The organism is Ensifer adhaerens, assembly GCF_001270265.1.
Lineage (GTDB): Bacteria > Pseudomonadota > Alphaproteobacteria > Rhizobiales > Rhizobiaceae > Ensifer > Ensifer adhaerens_B.
Genome location: NZ_LGAP01000001.1, coordinates 133,790 through 151,717, shown reverse-complemented (window position 1 = coordinate 151,717; position 17,928 = coordinate 133,790). Strand labels below are relative to the sequence as shown.

15 protein-coding genes are annotated in these 17,928 nt (G+C 61.6%); 8 read left to right on the top strand and 7 right to left on the bottom strand.

Annotated elements, in window-relative coordinates:
• The first annotated feature begins 65 nt into the window (after nt 1-65).
• Complete coding sequence (locus tag AC244_RS00685; protein WP_053246941.1) at nt 66-578, top strand: DinB family protein; 513 nt, start codon at nt 66-68, stop codon at nt 576-578.
• Here AC244_RS00685 and AC244_RS00680 read toward each other — a convergent pair.
• Complete coding sequence (locus AC244_RS00680; protein WP_053246940.1) at nt 519-3,179, bottom strand: AMP-binding protein; 2,661 nt, start codon at nt 3,177-3,179, stop codon at nt 519-521. The genes AC244_RS00685 and AC244_RS00680 overlap by 60 nt on opposite strands.
• Nucleotides 3,180-3,499: 320 nt before the next feature.
• On the opposite strand from AC244_RS00680, the gene AC244_RS00670 reads away from it, so the two are divergent.
• Entirely contained in the window at nt 3,500-4,135 is a 636-nt protein-coding gene (locus AC244_RS00670; protein WP_082366694.1) for a GGDEF domain-containing protein, read from the top strand.
• 221 nt (nt 4,136-4,356) lie between these two features.
• Here AC244_RS00670 and AC244_RS00665 read toward each other — a convergent pair whose 3' ends face one another.
• The 3 genes from AC244_RS00665 to AC244_RS00655 all read right to left on the bottom strand — a co-directional run bounded on the left by AC244_RS00665 (nt 4,357) and on the right by AC244_RS00655 (nt 5,551).
• Complete coding sequence (locus tag AC244_RS00665) at nt 4,357-4,827, bottom strand: MarR family winged helix-turn-helix transcriptional regulator (RefSeq protein WP_053246937.1); 471 nt, start codon at nt 4,825-4,827, stop codon at nt 4,357-4,359.
• Between the two features lie 88 nt (nt 4,828-4,915).
• Nucleotides 4,916-5,194, bottom strand: coding sequence for a hypothetical protein (locus AC244_RS00660; RefSeq protein ID WP_053246936.1), 279 nt, complete (start codon nt 5,192-5,194; stop codon nt 4,916-4,918).
• 69 nt (nt 5,195-5,263) lie between these two features.
• Entirely contained in the window at nt 5,264-5,551 is a 288-nt protein-coding gene (locus AC244_RS00655) for a hypothetical protein (RefSeq protein ID WP_053246935.1), read from the bottom strand.
• Nucleotides 5,552-5,876: 325 nt separating this feature from the next.
• On the opposite strand from AC244_RS00655, the gene AC244_RS00650 reads away from it, so the two are divergent.
• Nucleotides 5,877-7,766, top strand: a complete 1,890-nt coding sequence (locus AC244_RS00650) for an ABC-F family ATP-binding cassette domain-containing protein (RefSeq protein WP_053246934.1) — start codon at nt 5,877-5,879, stop codon at nt 7,764-7,766.
• Nucleotides 7,767-7,808: 42 nt separating this feature from the next.
• Here the strand turns inward: AC244_RS00650 and AC244_RS00645 are convergent, their stop codons facing one another.
• Nucleotides 7,809-8,651, bottom strand: a complete 843-nt coding sequence (locus AC244_RS00645; RefSeq protein WP_053246933.1) for a GNAT family N-acetyltransferase — start codon at nt 8,649-8,651, stop codon at nt 7,809-7,811.
• 227 nt (nt 8,652-8,878) lie between these two features.
• Here AC244_RS00645 and AC244_RS00640 point away from each other — a divergent pair, with 227 nt between their 5' ends.
• On the top strand, nt 8,879-9,805 hold the full coding sequence (locus AC244_RS00640; protein ID WP_053246932.1) for a Gfo/Idh/MocA family protein: 927 nt from the start codon (nt 8,879-8,881) through the stop codon (nt 9,803-9,805).
• Nucleotides 9,806-9,883: 78 nt separating this feature from the next.
• Here AC244_RS00640 and AC244_RS00635 read toward each other — a convergent pair whose 3' ends face one another.
• Both AC244_RS00635 and AC244_RS00630 read right to left on the bottom strand, forming a co-directional pair.
• A complete protein-coding gene (locus AC244_RS00635) occupies nt 9,884-10,333 on the bottom strand; it encodes a DNA polymerase III subunit chi (protein WP_053246931.1) in 450 nt (149 codons plus the stop codon).
• Between the two features lie 41 nt (nt 10,334-10,374).
• Nucleotides 10,375-11,865 carry a leucyl aminopeptidase gene (locus AC244_RS00630; protein WP_053246930.1) on the bottom strand — a complete coding sequence of 497 codons (1,491 nt, stop codon included), beginning with the start codon at nt 11,863-11,865 and terminating at the stop codon, nt 10,375-10,377.
• Between the two features lie 325 nt (nt 11,866-12,190).
• Between AC244_RS00630 and lptF the strand changes: the two genes are divergently transcribed.
• The 4 genes from lptF (at nt 12,191) to AC244_RS00610 (ending at nt 17,917) form a co-directional block, all read left to right on the top strand.
• Nucleotides 12,191-13,360 carry an LPS export ABC transporter permease LptF gene (gene lptF / locus AC244_RS00625; protein ID WP_053246929.1) on the top strand — a complete coding sequence of 390 codons (1,170 nt, stop codon included), beginning with the start codon at nt 12,191-12,193 and terminating at the stop codon, nt 13,358-13,360.
• A complete protein-coding gene (gene lptG / locus AC244_RS00620) occupies nt 13,357-14,439 on the top strand; it encodes an LPS export ABC transporter permease LptG (protein ID WP_053246928.1) in 1,083 nt (360 codons plus the stop codon). The genes lptF and lptG overlap by 4 nt, the downstream gene beginning before the upstream one ends.
• A complete protein-coding gene (locus AC244_RS00615; protein ID WP_053246927.1) occupies nt 14,439-16,790 on the top strand; it encodes an LPS-assembly protein LptD in 2,352 nt (783 codons plus the stop codon). Before lptG ends, AC244_RS00615 begins: the two co-directional genes overlap by 1 nt.
• 185 nt (nt 16,791-16,975) lie before the next feature.
• A complete protein-coding gene (locus AC244_RS00610) occupies nt 16,976-17,917 on the top strand; it encodes a peptidylprolyl isomerase (protein ID WP_053246926.1) in 942 nt (313 codons plus the stop codon).
• Nucleotides 17,918-17,928 lie beyond the last annotated feature (11 nt).

Here is a 17,928-nt window from a genome sequence, read left to right as displayed (position 1 = left end):
CATAGGTGGCATTCGTCACAGGAATGCGGATCTGCGCTAGCCTTGCGACAGCTTAGGAGAAACAGATGCTCGATCATTTTCGCATGTTCGCCGATTACAACAACTGGGCCAACCGCCGGCTCTATGCGGCAGCGGCAGACCTCCCGGACAGTGAGCTGCGGCAGAGCAAGGGTGCCTTCTTCGGCTCGGTGCTTGCAACGCTCAATCATATCCTCGCCGCGGATCGGATCTGGATGAAGCGCTTCACCGGCGAAGGCGACGCGCCGACGGCGCTCGACGCCACGCTCCATGACGATTTGGCCAGTCTTGCCAGCGCCCGCGAACGGGAAGATGCGCGTATGATCGCCTGGCTCGCCGGCCTCGACGAGGCGCGGCTTACGGCCACCTTCACCTACACGCCGCTTAGTACGCCCGTCAGCATCACGCAAAAGCTCGGACCGACGCTCGCCCACGTCTTCAACCACCAGACCCATCACCGCGGCCAGGTGCATGCGACGCTGACAGCCCTTGGCCGGCCGTCAATTGTGCTGGATCTCGCGTTCTTTCTGTGGGCCGAAGGCGAGAAGTGGGCGAGCTAGAACAGCCCATATGGCGATCGGCCGAAGACGATCGAGCGGTTGCCAGGCCTGCCTTCCCGCAGCAATTTTGAGCAGCTGGCGCTGCAAGAGCCAGGCAGCGAGCCCGAGCGCGAGGCCGCCTACGATCGACACAGTGGAGAAGAGCACGGTTGGAAGATGCGCCTGCAACGGAGCGATCAGCAGTTCCGGCACGAACCGGTGCAGGATGTAGATATGAAAACCGGCGGCCGATAGCGGCAGCACGGCTTGTGCCGTCCATCGTGGAACGCTGATGCGCGGCGCGTAGACCAGAGCGACGAGCACCGCGATCAACAGCAGATACTTGATCTTCGTGCCGATCCACACGCCCTCGTAGAGGCCGAAAAACAGGAAAGCGCCTGTTCCCGCTGCCACCAGCAACAATCGCTGCAGATGGGTCTCGGCGATCGCCGCGCACCACCCGATCACCGCGAGATAGAAGATCCAGGGCAAGGTGAAGATCTGTCGGTTGCCCATCGGCCAAAGCATCGGCAGCGCCAGCCGGGCGACCAGCGCCACGCCGAGCAGCAGCATACCCGTCGCAAAGGGGTGTCGAGCCGCAAACCGCCGGAAGCGCGGGATCGCGAACAGAGACACGAAGACCAGCATCATCTGGCAATAGGCTTCGATGAACCAATAGAGATAGGGCACCATGCCGTGGGTCTCCGGATCGGCAAACCCGAAATTGCCGACAAGGAAGACGGAGGCCCAGGGGACCTCGCCCCAAACCGCAGCATAGGCGCCGACGATGAGATAATAGGGCACGAGGATCTGCGTGAGCGGTCGCAAAATAGCAAAGCCGTCACCGGCCAGAAGCTGTCCCATCTGGAACCGGGCGAGGCTGAAACCGGCAAGGATGACCATGGCAGCCGACCCGCCCGGCAGCGGCCAAAGGGTCTCATGATGAAGAACGACGAGCAGTATCGCCAAGGCACGGATGATGAGGTCCATTCCGATCCGTGTCGTCGTCGCTTCCCGCTTTTCCAGCGCCGCAAGCGTTGCGATCGGCATGGCCTCCCACATCTCCGGCGCTTGCCCGAGCGCCGTTTCGAGACCGATCGAGAGCTGCACGAAACGCAACGAATCACCGCCGAGCGAGAGGAAACTATCCTCGGGCTTCACCCGTGCGGGATAGAACACCTGTCGGAAAAGGCTTTCGATGCCTTCACGATCGCCGCCGTCGGCGGCGATCTCCTGCTTTGCTGCAAGATTCAGCGCGCTGTAATCGACTTTGCCTGACGGCAATCTCGGGATTTCCGGCACGCCCGTGGCCCTGATATGGGCAAGTGTCAGGCCGCTCGCAGCAACAAGCAGGCGGCGGACATCCTCGGGTCGGCCCTCCCCCTGAAAAAAGGCATGCAGCCCGTCGTCATCGCCGACGATCGCCGCCACCAGACCACGTTGCTCCAAAGCCTGCTCAAGGGCATCGTGGCCGATGCGCAGGCCAGCGATCTTGGACATGCGTTTCATGCGCCCGACGACGCGGAAAAGACCATCGGCTTCGCGGACCGCCAGGTCGCCCGTACGCAGTTCCGTAAGGTCTGCCCCCCGAGCCAGGTCCTGCCGCGACGAGGCATAGCCCATCATCACATTGGGGCCGCGATAGACGAGTTCGCCGACGACACCGGCACCGGCAACCGCTCGCCCCTGCTCGTCCTCGAGCGACAACGCGCCTCCGGGAATGGCGATGCCGATCCGGTCTTCGTTGCCCTCGAGCCGAGCCGGCGGCACATAGGCGATGCGGGCCGTCGCTTCGGTCTGGCCGTACATGACGAAAAAGGAAGCGCCCCGGGCGCGAAGATGCTCGTCATAGACACGAACGCGCTCCGGCGCCAGACGTCCGCCGGCAACCGTCATGAAGCGCAGTTGCGGGAACGCGCGATTGCGAAACCCGACCTTTTCCAGGAGCTCATAGGAATAGGGCACACCGGAAAGATTGGTGCAGCCGCTGGCGGCGAGACCGTCAAGGAACCCGGGGTCAAGGATGGAGCCGTTGGGGATATAAAGTCTGGCGCCGACGCTCAGATGGGCATTCAGCACCGAAAGGCCGTAGGAGTAATGAAGCGGCAGGATCAGGCAGGCGCAATCGTCGGCGCCGAGCTCCAGATACGCGGCAATCGAGCGGGCGTTCGCCGAAATGTTGGTGGTGGAAAGCCGCACCGCCTTGCCGCAACCAGTGCTGCCGGAGGTCGACAGCAACAGGCCAAGGTCCGGATGCAGCGGTTTATCGCTGCACGCCAGATGTTCCGTTCGCCAGCGGCCGTCCATCCGGCGATAGGCACAGTCCGGCTCGAACATGTCGGTCCAGGCCACGGCACCGGCGCCGCGCGGCGCCTGCATGGCAACCACATGTCCGGCCTTCAGTGCCGCAAGATAGGCAATGATTGCATGTTCGGAAAGCTCGGGCTCGAGCGTTACCAGCGCGCGGCTGCGCGGAAAAAGTGCCGCCTGACGATCGACCCTTTCATGCAGTTCGCGATAGGTCACGAGACGCTGGCCGGGAAGAACCAGAGCGGGACGCTCGCCCCACGCCGCCAGATCCGCAATGAAGGAAGGGGGCATGGTCAAACCGTCGCATTGCATTCGAGCCTCCCTCCCAATTTAGCAAGGCGGCATATAATTCCTGACAAGCTGCGTCAACTATAAACATGAATTAAAATAGCAGCTTTCAACGCTCCTGCTCCGACCGGCTGCACCGCTTTCCCCTCCCCGACAGAGCAAGGGCGGCGGCGCAGGACGCGCTCGGCGAGCTCGCTCTGCAGCTGAGGCACAGCCTGGCGCAAAAACATGCCTTCAGAAGCCAGCTTGACCGCTTCAAGGACCGCCTGGCCGCCGACCCGGTTGCCGCGATCTCGGAGTTCGCCGATGACGCAGCAAGGCTGCGGGACGCGGCCGGCCTGCTGATGAATGAGGAACAGGCATTTCAAACGGCTTTGCAGGCAAGCGCCGAGCGCTTCGCGGCGCTGGAAGGCGAGTTCGCCGAAAGCCGCAAACCGCTGACGAGAGACCCCGCCACCGGCCTGCCAAATCGCCTGGCTCTGACGGCACGTTTAAAAACACTGCTTGAAGCCGAAGGCAAAGCAGAGCCGGTCGCCCTGCTTGTTGTGTCGGTCGAGGGATTGCGCGGTATCGCCGAGCAGCACGGCGCCGCCACCGCGGAAAAGGCGCTCGGCAAGCTTTCGACGCTGTTTCGCGAGTCGATCAAGAAGAGCGACTTCGTCGCACGCGTCGGCGGCCAGGAATTCGCGTTCCTCTGCAGCGATGTCACTCAGGAAAACGCTGAAGCGATTGCGCAGCGCATTCGGCAATCGGTGGAGGCGTTGCGCGTCGCCCTGCCCAGCCGTGCCTTCACCACCGAAACGCTTTCGCTCTCGGCCGGCATCGCGATAGCACAGCCGACGGCGACGCCCACCGATTTCATGCAGCAGGCCGAGCTGGCGCTTGCGGCCGCTCGCGCGGGCTCTCGGTCAGGTATACTTGCCTATTCGGCAGAGCTTGGCGGCAACCGGGCAAAGATCTATGCGCCGCACGCTGCTTAAAGCGCGTCGCAATCTCTAGGATTCGCTTGCTGCGCTTTAAGCTCTTTTTTGCGCATGTCGTAATCGCAAAACCGCTGCACACTTTTGCGCGATATGCCTACTGCATAATTCCTTAAATCGGATCCGATTTAAGGATAAAATTATGCAGCAAGTTTAAAGTGTTACAGCGTCCTTAGCGCGTCATATTTGACGCGCGGCGCTGTAATCGCGTGCGGCTTTCCCTACGCGGCCTCTGACTGCCGTTCATGCACGGCCATCCGGCTAGCGCCGATTTCGCAAGCCTTCTCGCCGAGCCGACCGAGCAGACGATAAAGATCCGTGCGCTCACCATCATCAAGAGCCGAGAAAAGCTCCTCGATCACCTGGCGACGTGGCTGGAGGGCCGCTTCGAGACCGGCCCGTCCAAGATCGGTAATCGAAATGATCTTCGCCCGCCGGTCCTCGGGGTCCGGCTCGCGGATGACCATCCCGTCCCGTTCCAGCCCGTCAATCGCCTCGGTTACGGTTCGCGGGGCAAAGCTGAGTGCCGAAGCGATGTCCGCGCAACGACAGGGCCCGAGTTCGCTGAGATAGAACAGGAACTTGCTGCGCGCGAGCGAGACGCCTTCTTCACTCATGGACGCGTTCACCAGGCGATGGACGCGGTGATAAAGCTCAAAAAGCCGCTCCGCGACTTGAATTTTTTCTGTCATGGCAAATCACCTCATTGGCAACGCCAAAACGAGATAACCCGGCCCCGCTTGGCGGGACCGGGTTGTTTGGTCGTCCGTTTGGCGTGGGTTACTGACTGTCCTGGCTGGCCTTGCCGAAGGCCTTTGCGCGGCCGCTGGCAATCGCGCCTGTCGCCGTACCGTCGACCGACTTGTTCTCGATACCGGCGTAGTAATCACCACCGTCGATCGTGCTTGCCGATGCGCCGGCACCTGCCGAAGCTGCAGCACGGCCGGTGAAAAGCGGCGTCGAGCTGACGCCTTCATAGTAGCTGCCGCCGGCAAATGCGGCAGATGTGCCGGCCAACGTCGCCGCTGCAACGAGAAGCGTTGCGATGGACTTGTTCATAGGTCTCTTCCTTGATCGGGATGAAATGTCACGGGGCTGGTGGCCCCATGACCGGCGACGGAATGCGCCTTAGCGGGAGATGCCCTGGTAGTATTCGCCTTCGCCACCCTGAACAACCCGCGGGCTGGCGTCGTAATTGTTGACCGAACCGGTGGAGGTGCGGTCGACGTACCCGGCTTCCGAGCCGCGGATATTCAGGGTGGAGCTACCGGCCGCCTTGGGAGCGCGTTCGGTAAAGAGCGGCGTCGGGCTGATGCCTTCGTAATAGCTGCCGCCAGCAAATGCCGCGGAGGCGCCGCCGAGAACGGCAGTTGCAACGAGGGCTGCGGCGAGTGCGGTGTGGATCGTGGATTTCATCGTCTTTGCTCCTGGGAGGCTCGTTCGCTTGAACGAGGGTTTCATCAAAACTACGTCTGGCCGGATCGGTCTTTTCTGGAACGCGGTGGCCTTGCCGATGGCGTTCAGTCGATCGAGGCGGCCGGAAGAGCCTTTCGCTGCCCTTCGCTTAAACAGATGGTCCCTCACGATGAGGATGTGTAGTATCGATTGTCGGAACGCGTTGTTCATGAATTGATAACAATGGCCCCTTGAAAACCACGAACCAGACCTCCACGCGCTTGGCCGAAATAGCAGTCGCCACGCAGCTCTTGCCTTCCGGCCTGAGTCCGGGCAAAAGGCCGCAATGATCCAGATTTCCGGCCTTTCCGCCCGCATCGCGGGCCGTCTCCTCATCGAAAACGCATCCGTGACGCTGCCGTCAGGCACGAAGGCCGGGCTTGTGGGACGAAACGGCGCCGGCAAATCGACGCTGTTCCGCATCATTACCGGTGAGTTCGCTTCGGAAGCCGGTACGATTTCGCTGCCCAAGAACGCGCGGATCGGCCAGGTCGCCCAGGAAGCGCCCGGCACCGAGGAGCCGCTGATCGAGATCGTGCTGAAGGCTGACAAGGAGCGCACGGCGCTGGTCGCTGAAGCGGAGACCGCGACCGATCCGCACCGCATTGCCGAGATTCAGATGCGGCTTGCCGATATCGGCGCCCACTCGGCGGAAGCGCGTGCCGCGAGCATTCTCGCCGGTCTCGGCTTCGATCACGAAGCACAGCTGCGCCCGGCCTCTTCCTTCTCCGGCGGTTGGCGGATGCGGGTGGCGCTCGCAGGCGTACTCTTTTCCGAGCCGGACCTGCTGCTGCTCGACGAGCCGACCAACTATCTCGATCTTGAAGGCACGCTGTGGCTCGAGGATTACATTCGCCGCTATCCGCACACCGTCATCATCATCAGCCACGACCGTGACCTGTTGAACACGGCGGTCAATGCCATCGTGCATCTCGACCAGAAGAAGCTCACCTTCTATCGCGGGCCCTACGACCAGTTCGAGCGGCAGAAGGCGGAAGCCGACGAGCTGCAGATGAAGGCGAAGGCCAAGAACGACGCCGCACGCAAGCACCTTCAGAGCTTCATCGACCGCTTCAAGGCCAAGGCCACCAAGGCCCGCCAGGCGCAGAGCCGCGTGAAGGCGCTGGAGCGTATGGGCACGATCGCGGCGGTGATCGAGGATCACGTCCAGGGCTTTTCCTTCCCCGACCCGGAGAAGGAAGCCGCGTCGCCGATCATCGCCGCCACCGGCGGCACCGTCGGATACGAGCCCGGCAAACCGATCCTCAAGCGCCTGAATCTCCGGATCGACACCGACGATCGCATCGCCCTGCTCGGGTCAAACGGCAACGGCAAGTCGACTTTCGCCAAGTTCATCTCCGGGCGGCTTGCGCCTGAATCCGGCGAACTGAAGATCGCGCCGAACCTCAAGGTCGGTTTCTTCGCCCAGCACCAGCTGGACGATCTGATCCCGACGCAAAGCGCCGTCGAGCACGTGCGTCGCCGGATGCCGGAAGCGCCGGAAGCCAAGGTGCGCGCCCGCGTGGCGCAGATGGGGCTGGCGACCGAGAAGATGGAGACGCCCGCCAAGGACCTCTCGGGCGGCGAAAAGGCGCGCCTGCTGATGGGGCTTGCTGCCTTTGACGCACCCAACCTCCTGATCCTCGACGAGCCGACCAACCATTTGGATATCGACAGCCGCAATGCGTTGATCACCGCGCTCAACGACTATTCCGGTGCCGTGATCCTGATTTCGCACGACCGCCACCTGATCGAGGCCACTGCCGACCGGCTGTGGCTCGTGCGGGACGGAACGGTGACAAGCTACGATGGCGACCTGGAAGACTATCGAAGCCTGATCGTTGGCGGCCCGAAGGCGAAGGAAGACAAGCCGAAGGTTAACGGAGCGGACGACTCCCTGTCCAAGGCGGACCAGCGCAAGGCCAATGCGGACAAGCGCGCGTCGCTTGCCCCGTTGAGGAAAAAGATCAACGAAATCGAATCGCTGACAGGAAAACTGGAGAAAGTGATTCAGGCGCTCGACACTGAACTCGCCGACCCCGCGCTCTACGAAAAGTCGCCGGCGAAAGCCGCACATAAGGCCAAGGAGCGCTCCGACGCAGTCGAAAAGCTTGCGCATGCCGAGGAACAATGGCTTGAGCTCTCGGCCGAATACGAAGACGCGATGGCCAGTTGATGCCACGCTTTCGAACTGGCCTTTCCGACGGGTGATCGCCGGTCAGCCGAGTTCGAACGTGGTGATGCCGTAGATCCGGGCAAGCGGCAGATCGGGCGCGATGCCGCGATACATCCGCGCCGTTTCGAAAACCGGCTTCATGTTGTAGCGCTCGCACAGTGCCCGCGCCGAGACATTCGGCTCGGGAATGTCGAGATAAACTTCCTCCCCCTTCACCGTCGCGGCCAGCTTGCGAAACACCAGGTCGGCGGTCGTCTCGCTTTCGGAAAAGAGCGGGCCGATCCTGTAGCCCTGCCGGCAGGCGCGCAGCGTGCCATAGCCGGCAATCGCGCCGTCCCGAAGCAACACAATGCTTCGACGCGTCCGGCCCTGCCTCAGCCATTCGGTGAGAAAGGCGTCGCGCCGGGCTGGCATGAAGACGCGGTCGTAGTCGATCAGCATCGGCATGTGGACGGGCGCGACCTCCACCAGGTCCGTGCCCGGAGGTTCGACCACGTCGATGATGCCTCCATAGCGAATATTGGCGTGGGCGAGGACAAAGCCGGACCGGCGGTAGTTCTCCTGCTCGGCAACGACGCCATCGAGACCGACGATGCGTTGTCCGGCTGCCGCCAAAGCCTGCTGCCACATCTGGCTGCCGATGCCCTGCCGGCGAAAATCCGGTGCCGTTATGTAGAAACCGAGAAAGGCATAGTTCTCGTCATAGCGCACCAGCGAAATGGAGGCAGCCAGCTTGTCCTCGCGCTCCGCCACCCAGTACCCTTCCGAGTCCGCCGCCCAGAATGCCGCCGCATCGTCTAGCCCCGGGTTCCAGCCTTCGCGGGCCGCCCAATCGATGATGGCATCGAGCTCGTCGCGGCTGGCATGACGGATTTGATGGTGCATAATCTCTCCTCGTTCTGCCGGCTTCCACGCGTGTCGCGTTTGCTGGCCATGTGGATCGGCATCATGGATTGTAGAAGCTAGGGCACAGGAGGCCAGAGAGAATGGGCCGGGTCCCGTTTGTTTGCCGTTCGGCAAACCGGGCTCACATCTCTTCGGCAGTGCTTGCCCGCGCCGCGCAATCTGCTACAAGAACCGACAATAAATCATACTAATATGAGCGAAACACCATGCCTCCAATTCAAATCGCGCTTGTCGGCGTCGGCAAGATCGTTCGTGACCAGCATCTGCCGGCCATTGCCAAGAACGGCGACTACCATCTGATTGCCGCAGCAAGCCGCCACGGCACCGTCGATGGCATCGATAATTTCAAGTCGATCGAGGCGATGCTGGAGGCCGTTCCAGCAATCGAAGCGGTATCGCTCTGCATGCCGCCGCAATACCGATACGAGGCGGCGCGCACCGCGCTTGATGCCGGCAAGCACGTCTTCCTCGAAAAACCGCCCGGCGCCACGTTGAGCGAAGTCGCGGATCTGGAAGCCCTGGCTGCTTCCAAGGGGCTGTCGCTGTTTGCAAGCTGGCATTCGCGTTATGCGCCGGCCGTAGAGGCGGCGAAATCGTTTCTCGCGGCAACGACAATCCGCGATGTAAAAATCATCTGGAAGGAAGATGTGCGCCACTGGCACCCGAACCAGGAATGGATCTGGGCCGCGGGTGGCCTCGGCATCTTCGATCCGGGCATCAACGCGTTGTCGATCGTGACGCACATCCTGCCGCGGCCGCTGTTCATTACCGCAGCCACGCTGGAATTCCCGGAAAACCGCGACGCCCCGATCGCTGCCACGATCGCCTTCACCGATGCGAACAAGCTGGCCGTTTCTGCAGAGTTCGACTGGCGCCAGACCGGCAAACAGAGCTGGGACATCGTCGCTGAGACCGATGCCGGAGAAATGGTGCTTTCGGAAGGTGGTGCAAAGCTCTCGCTCGACGGCAAGATCGTGCATGAGGAGCCGGAACAGGAATATCCGATGCTCTACAAGCGTTTCGCCGAAATCATCAGGGCCAAGACCTCGGACGTCGATCTGGCGCCGCTGCGCCACGTCGCCGATGCGTTCATGCTTGGCCGACGCAAATTCGTCGAAGCCTTCCACGATTAAGCGTAGGCAAGAGATGGAAAGACAAAGCCCGCGGTTTACCGCGGGCCTTTTCGTCATGAAGCAGTTCGGTTGCGTCGTTCAGGCTTTCTTTTCCCAGCGCCCGTCGCGGTTCTGTTGCCAATAGGTGAGGCTGTGGCCCTCGCCTTTCAGCCGTTTCCAGTGACCGCGGGCGGCTTCGAGCTGTTCCTGGTCGTAGCCGTCGAACATGAACACAATCCGCTCGTAAGTCTCCACCGGTGGCGGATTGGCACCATCGATGACGAAGCGAACGGTTGCTGCGTTGTGGTTGCCGTCGTCGGCCACCAGCAGAACCGGTTGCTCGGCAGCCAGTTCACCGGCGTCGGTCCCATGCGGCAGGAAGCTTTCGTCCCGGTAAACCCAGAGATGCGTGTCGAGCGCGTCCCGCCTCTCGGCATCGACCGTCTGCACCACCACCCTCCAGCCGCGCTCGACGCTCTTGTCGAGCAGCGGCGGAAGCGCATCCTCGAGCTTCGATTCCGTCAGGTGATAGAAAAGGATCTCGGTCATACCGATCTCTCCACGGCCTTCACCACGGCTCGCAAAGCCGCTCAGGACTCATAGCTCGCGCGGACCAACTCATCGAGCAGGCGAACGCCGAAGCCCGAGCCCCAGGATTGATTGACTTCGTCGGTCGGCGATCCCATGGCGGTGCCGGCAACATCGAGATGCGCCCAGGGTGTATCCCCAACGAAGCGCTTCAGAAACTGCGCCGCCGTAATCGCGCCGCCATGACGTCCGCCGGTGTTTTTCATGTCGGCAAACTTGCTGTCGATCATCTTGTCGTATTCCTTGCCGAGCGGCATGCGCCACAGGCGCTCCTGCGTGGCAATGCCGGCGGCCAGCAACTGACCGGCAAGGCGGTCATCATTCGAAAACAGCCCGGCATGATGGGTCGCGAGCGCGACCATGATGGCACCCGTCAGCGTCGCAAGGTCGATAATGGCCTGCGGCTTGAAGCGGTCGTTGCAATACCAGAGCGCATCGCACAGAACGAGACGTCCCTCGGCATCGGTGTTGATGACCTCGATCGTCTGTCCGGACATCGAAGTAACGATGTCGCCCGGGCGTTGCGCGCTGCCATCCGGCATGTTTTCCACAAGCCCGATGATGCCGACGACATTGACCTTGGCATGGCGGGCAGCGAGCACGTGCATCAATCCGGTGACCGCGGCGGCGCCGCCCATGTCGCCCTTCATCTCTTCCATGCCGGCCGCGGGCTTGATCGAGATGCCGCCGCTGTCAAACACGACGCCCTTGCCGACGAAGGCAACCGGCCGATCCTTGGCCTTGCCGCCCTTCCACTGCATCACGGCCAGCCGCGGCGGACGCGTCGAGCCCTGGGCAACGCCGAGCAGTGCGCCCATTCCAAGCTTCTTCATTTCCTTTTCGGTGAGGATTTCAACCTCGACGCCGAGCTTTTCCAGCTCCTTCGCCTTGGCGGCGAACTCCAGCGGGCCGAGGACGTTTGCCGGTTCGTTGACCAGGTCGCGGGCGAGGAAGACGCCCTCGCCGACCGTCTGCGCCGTCGCAAAAGCCTTCTTCGCAGCAATCACCGTGCCGGTAACAATGGTGACCTTCACCGGCTTGCCCGCCGGCTTGGCATCGTCGTCCGCCTTCTTCGTCTTGTAGCCGTCGAAGCTGTAGGCGTTCATTTCCATGCCGAGTGCGAAGTCGGCGGCCGCCTTGCCGGTGACGTCGAGATCGGGAACGTCGATGAAGATCGTGGCCTTGTCGGCTCCACGCAACTTCGCCGCTGCGGCACCGCCTGCCTTCAGCCAATCATGATCGGTCAAGGCATCAGCATCACCGAGGCCAAGAACGATGATCCGGTCAGACGGCGAGCCATGCGGGGCAATGATATCGAGGGTGGAGAACGCCTTGCCGCTGAACTTCTTGACCTTCGTCGCCTTGGCCAGCACGCCTTCCGGATCGGCGACATCGGCGCCGGCTGCCTGGCCTGCGGCAGCCTTTAGGAGGACGGCGACACCACCTGCCGGACGATGGGACTTGGCAAAGGTGAACTCAAATTTCATAGACATTACAAAACTCCGGGCATTTCTCGGTCTTACTCGACCCACCCTGTTACCGGGCGGTTACAGTGACAAACATTCGCTGCGCCTACCACCGTCAAAGCTGTGGTCCGCACCCTTCTCGCTTTTCAACGGCTTGGCAAGATGCCCGCAGATGTTTACATGCGGTTAACCGAGGTTCTTTGCCTTAGATTATCCCAGTTGCTTTACAATTCGAGCAACGCCGGACGTAAGACGGAAGCTCGGTTCCCGCTGATGGCGGCGGCAGAAACAGGCGTTTCGATGCAGCGGTGCGGCACAGAAACATGAGCAGGGATTTGGACCGGAAACGGACATGAAGCTGATCGAACGCTACATTTTCCGGCGTGCCCTGACCATGTTCCTCGCGACACTTTTGCCGTTGCTCGGCATCGTGTGGACGACGCAGGCCCTTACCAACGTCAATCTGGTTACCGATAGCGGGCAGTCCGTCTTTGCCTTCCTCAAGCTGGCAACGCTCATTCTGCCTTCGGTCGTGCCGATCATTCTGCCTTTCGCCTTGGTGATCGGCGTGACCCAGACGCTGACGACGATGAATACCGATTCGGAGCTGACGGTGCTGAATGCCGCCGGAAGCTCGCGCATGACGATCATCCGGCCGATCATCTATCTCGCCGCCGGCCTTAGCGTCCTCTCCTTCGCGGTCGACAATTTCGTCGAGCCCTATTCGCGCGTCGCCGTGCGCAAGATGCTGGCCACGGCCAACGCCGACCTGCTTTCTTCCGTTGTCCAGGAGAACGCTTTCCGCAAGATTACCGACGGCCTCTATGTGCAGGTGGGCGGCCGGCGCGGCGGCGGCGTGCTTGAGGGGATTTTCGTTGCCGATTCGCGTAACCCGGCTTTCGAGCTCGTTTATTACGCGCGCGAAGGTGCGGTGGACGAGAAGAGCTCGGCGCTGGTGATGAAGGACGGCGAAGTCCAGCGCAAACTGCCGGACGGCGGCGTGTCGATCATCAAGTTCGATTCCTATGCCTTCGATCTGGCCGACATGACGAAGGCGACGCGCGAAGCGACGATCCGCGCCAAGGATCGTGACCTTCCCAATCTTTTCAATCCGGACCCCAATGATCCGGTCTATCAGGGCAACCCACTTGCCTTCACCGCCGAACTGCACCGTCGTCTAACGGAATGGACGTTCCCGCTGCTGTTCGGCCTCATCGCGCTTGTCTTCTGCAGCGATGCACGCTCACACCGCGAGGCGCGCGTCCATCCGATGGTCAGCGCGCTCGGCTCTGCGCTCGTCATTCGCTGGATGACTTTCTATGCGGGCAACAGCGCCGAAGATTCCGTCTGGTTCGTTCCGCTGATGTATATCGTGCCTCTTGCGACCGGCGCACTGGCCATTCACCAGCTCGTCAGCAACCGTCGCCTCGACATTCCGATGACCTGGCAGGAAAAACTGTCCGAGCTGATGGTACGCCTTCGCCTCGTTCGTCCCGCATCCGACGGGAGCAATGCATCGTGATCTTCACTACGCTCGGCCGCTATTTCCTGACCCGCTACGCCGTCACAACCTTCTGGTTTCTGGTCGGCATTTTTTCGCTGGTCTTCATCATCGACTTCAGCGAGCAGGCGAGCCGCCTGTCAAATCTCCCGCGCTACTCGATCACCGGCGCGTTGCTGATCAGCGCGTTCCGGATCCCGACCATCCTGCAACAGACGGTGCCCTTCGTCGCGCTCTTTTCGGCGATGGCGGCCCTGATCTCGCTCAACCGGCGCTACGAGTTGGTGGTCACACGGGCCGCGGGCATTTCGGTGTGGCAGTTCCTGCGCCCCTTCGTCCTTGGCGCCTTCCTGTTCGGCGTGCTCGCCGTACTCGCGCTCAACCCACTCGCAGCCTGGGGCGCGAAGAAGGAAGAGGCCCTGCTTGCTGCCCTGGGTTCATCGCGCACCTCGGATGCCGGCTCGATCCCGTGGCTGCGACAGATCTATCAGGGCACCGATACGATCATCGGCGCGCGCTCGGTTCAGGACGGCGGCACCACGCTTCTGAACGTCACCGTCATCCACTTCGATCCACAGGGTTCGATCATTCTGAGACAGGATGCGGCCTCGGCGAAACTCGAAGATGGTTACTGGCTTCTTAACGACGTCACGGAAACGAGCAGTGGACAGCTGCCTCGCCGTCTGCAAACGGCACAACTGCGCACCAATCTGAAGCCTGAGTTTGTTCAGGAAAGGCTTGCAAAGGCTGATTCCATTCAGTTTTTTGACCTTCCGCGGAAGATCGAAGTCGCTCGCTCCTTTGGCTTTTCCACCAACGGCATGGAAACCCAATTCCACTCCCTGTTGTCACTGCCGCTGCTGCTTGTCGCCATGACGCTCATCGCCGCGTGCGTGTCGCTGAAATTTAGCCGGTTCAACCAATCGCGCTCGGTAATTCTCGGTGGAATCCTCTCGGGCTTCGTGCTTTATGTCGTCACCGTGCTTGTCAAAGCATTCGGGAGCAGCGGTATTGTGCCTCCTTTCGTTGCAGCCTGGTTGCCAGTTGTTGTAGCGATGGCGCTGGGCTCGACGATTCTTTTAAATCAGGAGGATGGCTAGTGGCGGTAGGCAACCGCAAACGTACACAGCTGATCAACGCTGCCCTGTTCGCAGGCGTGGCGCTGCAGACACTTGCCATGGGAATGAGCGCGCCCGCGCTCGCACAGCAGACTTCGGAGCGCCTTGATTCGCTGCGCCCGAACATGCCGGAAGATGCCAAGCTGCTTCTGTCCGCCAATGAGCTTGTCTACAACAAGGACGCCGAGAAGGTGATCGTGCGCGGCAACGTGCAGATCGACTACGGCGGCTACAAGATGGTTGCCCGGCAGGTCGAGTACGACCAGAAGTCGGGCCGCATTCATGCCACCGGTGAAATCCAGTTGATCGAGCCGGGTGGCAATATCGTCTACGCCGAGAAGATGGACGTCACCGATGACTTCGGCAACGGCTTCGTCGAGGCCATGCGCATCGAGACGACCGATCTGACACGGCTTGCCGCGACCAGCGGCGAGCGGCGGAACGGCGAAGAGTTCATCCTCAACGAGGCTGTCTACACGGCGTGCACGCCCTGCACGACGAAGCCCGAACACCGCTCGCTGTGGCACATCAAGGCCCAACGCGTTATCCAGAATGGACGAACGCGGACGATTAGGCTGGAGAACGCCCGCTTCGAGCTTTTCGGAAAGCCCATCGCCTATATTCCGGTGATGGAACTGCCGGACCACACGGTCAAGCGCAAGAGCGGCTTCCTGTTCCCGAGGTTTCAGTACACGCAGAAGCTCGGCGCGGGCGTGGGCGTCCCCTACTATTGGGCGATCTCGCCCTATATGGACGCGACCGCCACCGTGACGGGTCTGACCCGCCAGGGCTTCCTGCTCGAAGGCGAATTCCGCCAGAGCTTCCATAACGGCCTTCACACCTTGAATTTCGCCGGCATCAGCCAGCTCGACAAGGGCCGCTTCACACCCGGTACGGTCGACGCGCTCGAAACGAACCGCGGCATGGTCGCTTCCAGGGGCAAATTCGAGATCAACCCACGCTGGACCTTCGGCTGGAACGTTCTCGTCCAATCCGACAACAATTTCGCCAAGACCTACGAACTGTCGACATTCGACGGGACGACCTACGTCAACCAGGCCTATCTCACCGGGCTTGGCAAGCGGAATTACTTCGACCTGCGCGCCTTCTATTTCGATATCCAGGACGCGGACGCCAACAGCATCGCTGAAAACCAGCAGCCTGCCGCGCAGGTTCTGGACTATTCCTACAAGGCACCCCAACCGGTGCTCGGCGGCGAGCTTTCCGCAACGGTGAACCTCACCAACATCAAGCGCAACCGGCTCGATCTCGATGCCGTTCCAGGCGTGGTCAATCGGTTCCGTGGCCTCGAGGGCACGTCGCATCGCCTGACGGCCGAACTCGAATGGAAGCGGACCTACATCGCTCCGGGCGGGATCGTCCTGACGCCGTTGCTCGCGGCACGCGGGGATGCGCTCGGCCTGAACATGACCGATCCGGGTCCGGGCTATACCGGGGACTACCACAACAGTGACGCCGCGACACGGCGCATGCTGACGGCAGGTCTCGAGGCGCGCTATCCGATCCTGTTCGTCGGCGGCAACAGCAGCCACGTTCTCGAGCCGGTCGCCCAGGTCTATGCCCGCCCCGACGAACAGCTTGCTGGCGGTCTGCCCAACGAAGATGCGCAGAGCTTTGTCTTCGACGCGACGAACCTGTTCGATCGCGACAAGTTCTCCGGCTTCGACCGCATCGAAGGCGGCACACGCGCCAACGTCGGTCTTCGCTATACCGGAACGTTCGACAGCGGCTACGGCTTGCGCGGCATCGTCGGCCAGTCCTACCAACTTGGCGGCTTGAACTCGTTCGCAACCGAAGACCTGGTGCAGGCCGGCGCGAACTCCGGTCTGGAAACGACGCGCTCGGACTACGTCGCCATGTTCGGTGTCGATGCACCGTCCGGTCTGATGGCCAGCCTTTCCGGCCGCCTCGATGAAGAGGATCTGGCGCTGCGTCGCGCCGATGCCACTGTGGGTTATCTCGGCCTGACCTGGCAGGCCGCAATGACCTATACGCGCATCGAGGCGCAGCCGCTTTACGGCTCGCTCACTGACCAGGACGAAATCCAGACCGCGGCAGCCTACAAGTTCCACGATTACTGGTCTGTCTTCGGCGCGATAACCTATGACATCAACAACGATGTCATCTCGCGCAATGGCTTCGGCATCACCTATGACGATCAGGACACGCTGTTCTCGCTCGTCTACCAAGAGGAACGCGATACCGACAGCACGATTGCGAACGACTGGTCGATCGGTGCCCGCATCAGCTTCCGCACCCTCGGCGACGTTAATGTCGGCGACACGAGGTTCGAAGAGCTGGACTACTATTGAGACGCTTCGATCGGAGGGGCATTCGCCACGTGTTTGCCCCTCTGCCCGCTATCGGGGCCGGCCAAACGGTCTTGTCATCGTTTGGCCGCATGTATTATGCATTCCCTCCGACAAGATAAAACAACGGCGTGAGCCGGGATGCGGATCGAAGCACCGGGCTTCGGCCGCGCGAAGGACAGGAAAAGATGATGGGCGGGAAAATGTCGATCTTGAGGACGCTTTCGGCACTGGCTTTGGCCGGCAGCCTGAGCATTGCCGTTTGCGCGAGCGCGCAGGCTGCAAGCCAGGTGAAGGTAACGGTCAACAATACCGTGATCACCTCCGGAGACATTGCCAAGCGCGTCGCCTTCCTCCGCCTGCAACGCCAGAGTGGCGGTGCAGAGGAAGCCAAGAAGCAGCTCGTCGACGAAGTGCTGAAGCGTGGTGAGATCGCGCGGATCGGCCAGTCGGTCAGTACGCAGGACGTTGATGCGGCCTATGCGCGCTTTGCCGCCGGCAACAAGCTCTCGCCGGAGCAACTCGGGAAGATTCTCGATCAGGCCGGCGTTGGTTCCGACCATTTCAAACAGTTCATCGCCGTGCAGATGAGCTGGCCGCGAGCCGTCAACTTCCGTTTCGGCAGTGGAAATCGCCTGCAGGGCGCCGATCTCGTCAAGCGGATGATGGAAGGCGGCGGCACCAAGCCGGTCACAACGGAATACTATCTCAAGCAGGTCATCTTCGTCATTCCGGAGAAGAAGCGCGGCGCCATCACCGGCAAGCGTCAAGCGGAAGCCAACGCGGCGCGTGGCCAGTTCCCGGGATGCGATACCGCCAAGGTCTTCGCGGCGAATTACCGTGACGTTTCTGTCCGTGATCTCGGCCGCATGCTCGTCCAGCAGTTGCCGGACGAATGGAAGCCGCTCGTCGAAAAGGCCGGCGACGGCAACACGACGGGAACGCGCGTGACCGAAAAGGGCGTCGAATTCCTGGCGATCTGCAAGAAGCGCCAGGTCAATGACGACACCGCGGCAGAGATCGTCTTTCGCGCCGAGGACATCGGCAAAAAGAAGGCTGGCGGCGAAGATCCGAACAGCGAGAAGTACCTCGAGGAGCTGCGCAAGAAGGCGCAGATCGTCAACAAGTAGGATCGAGCGGG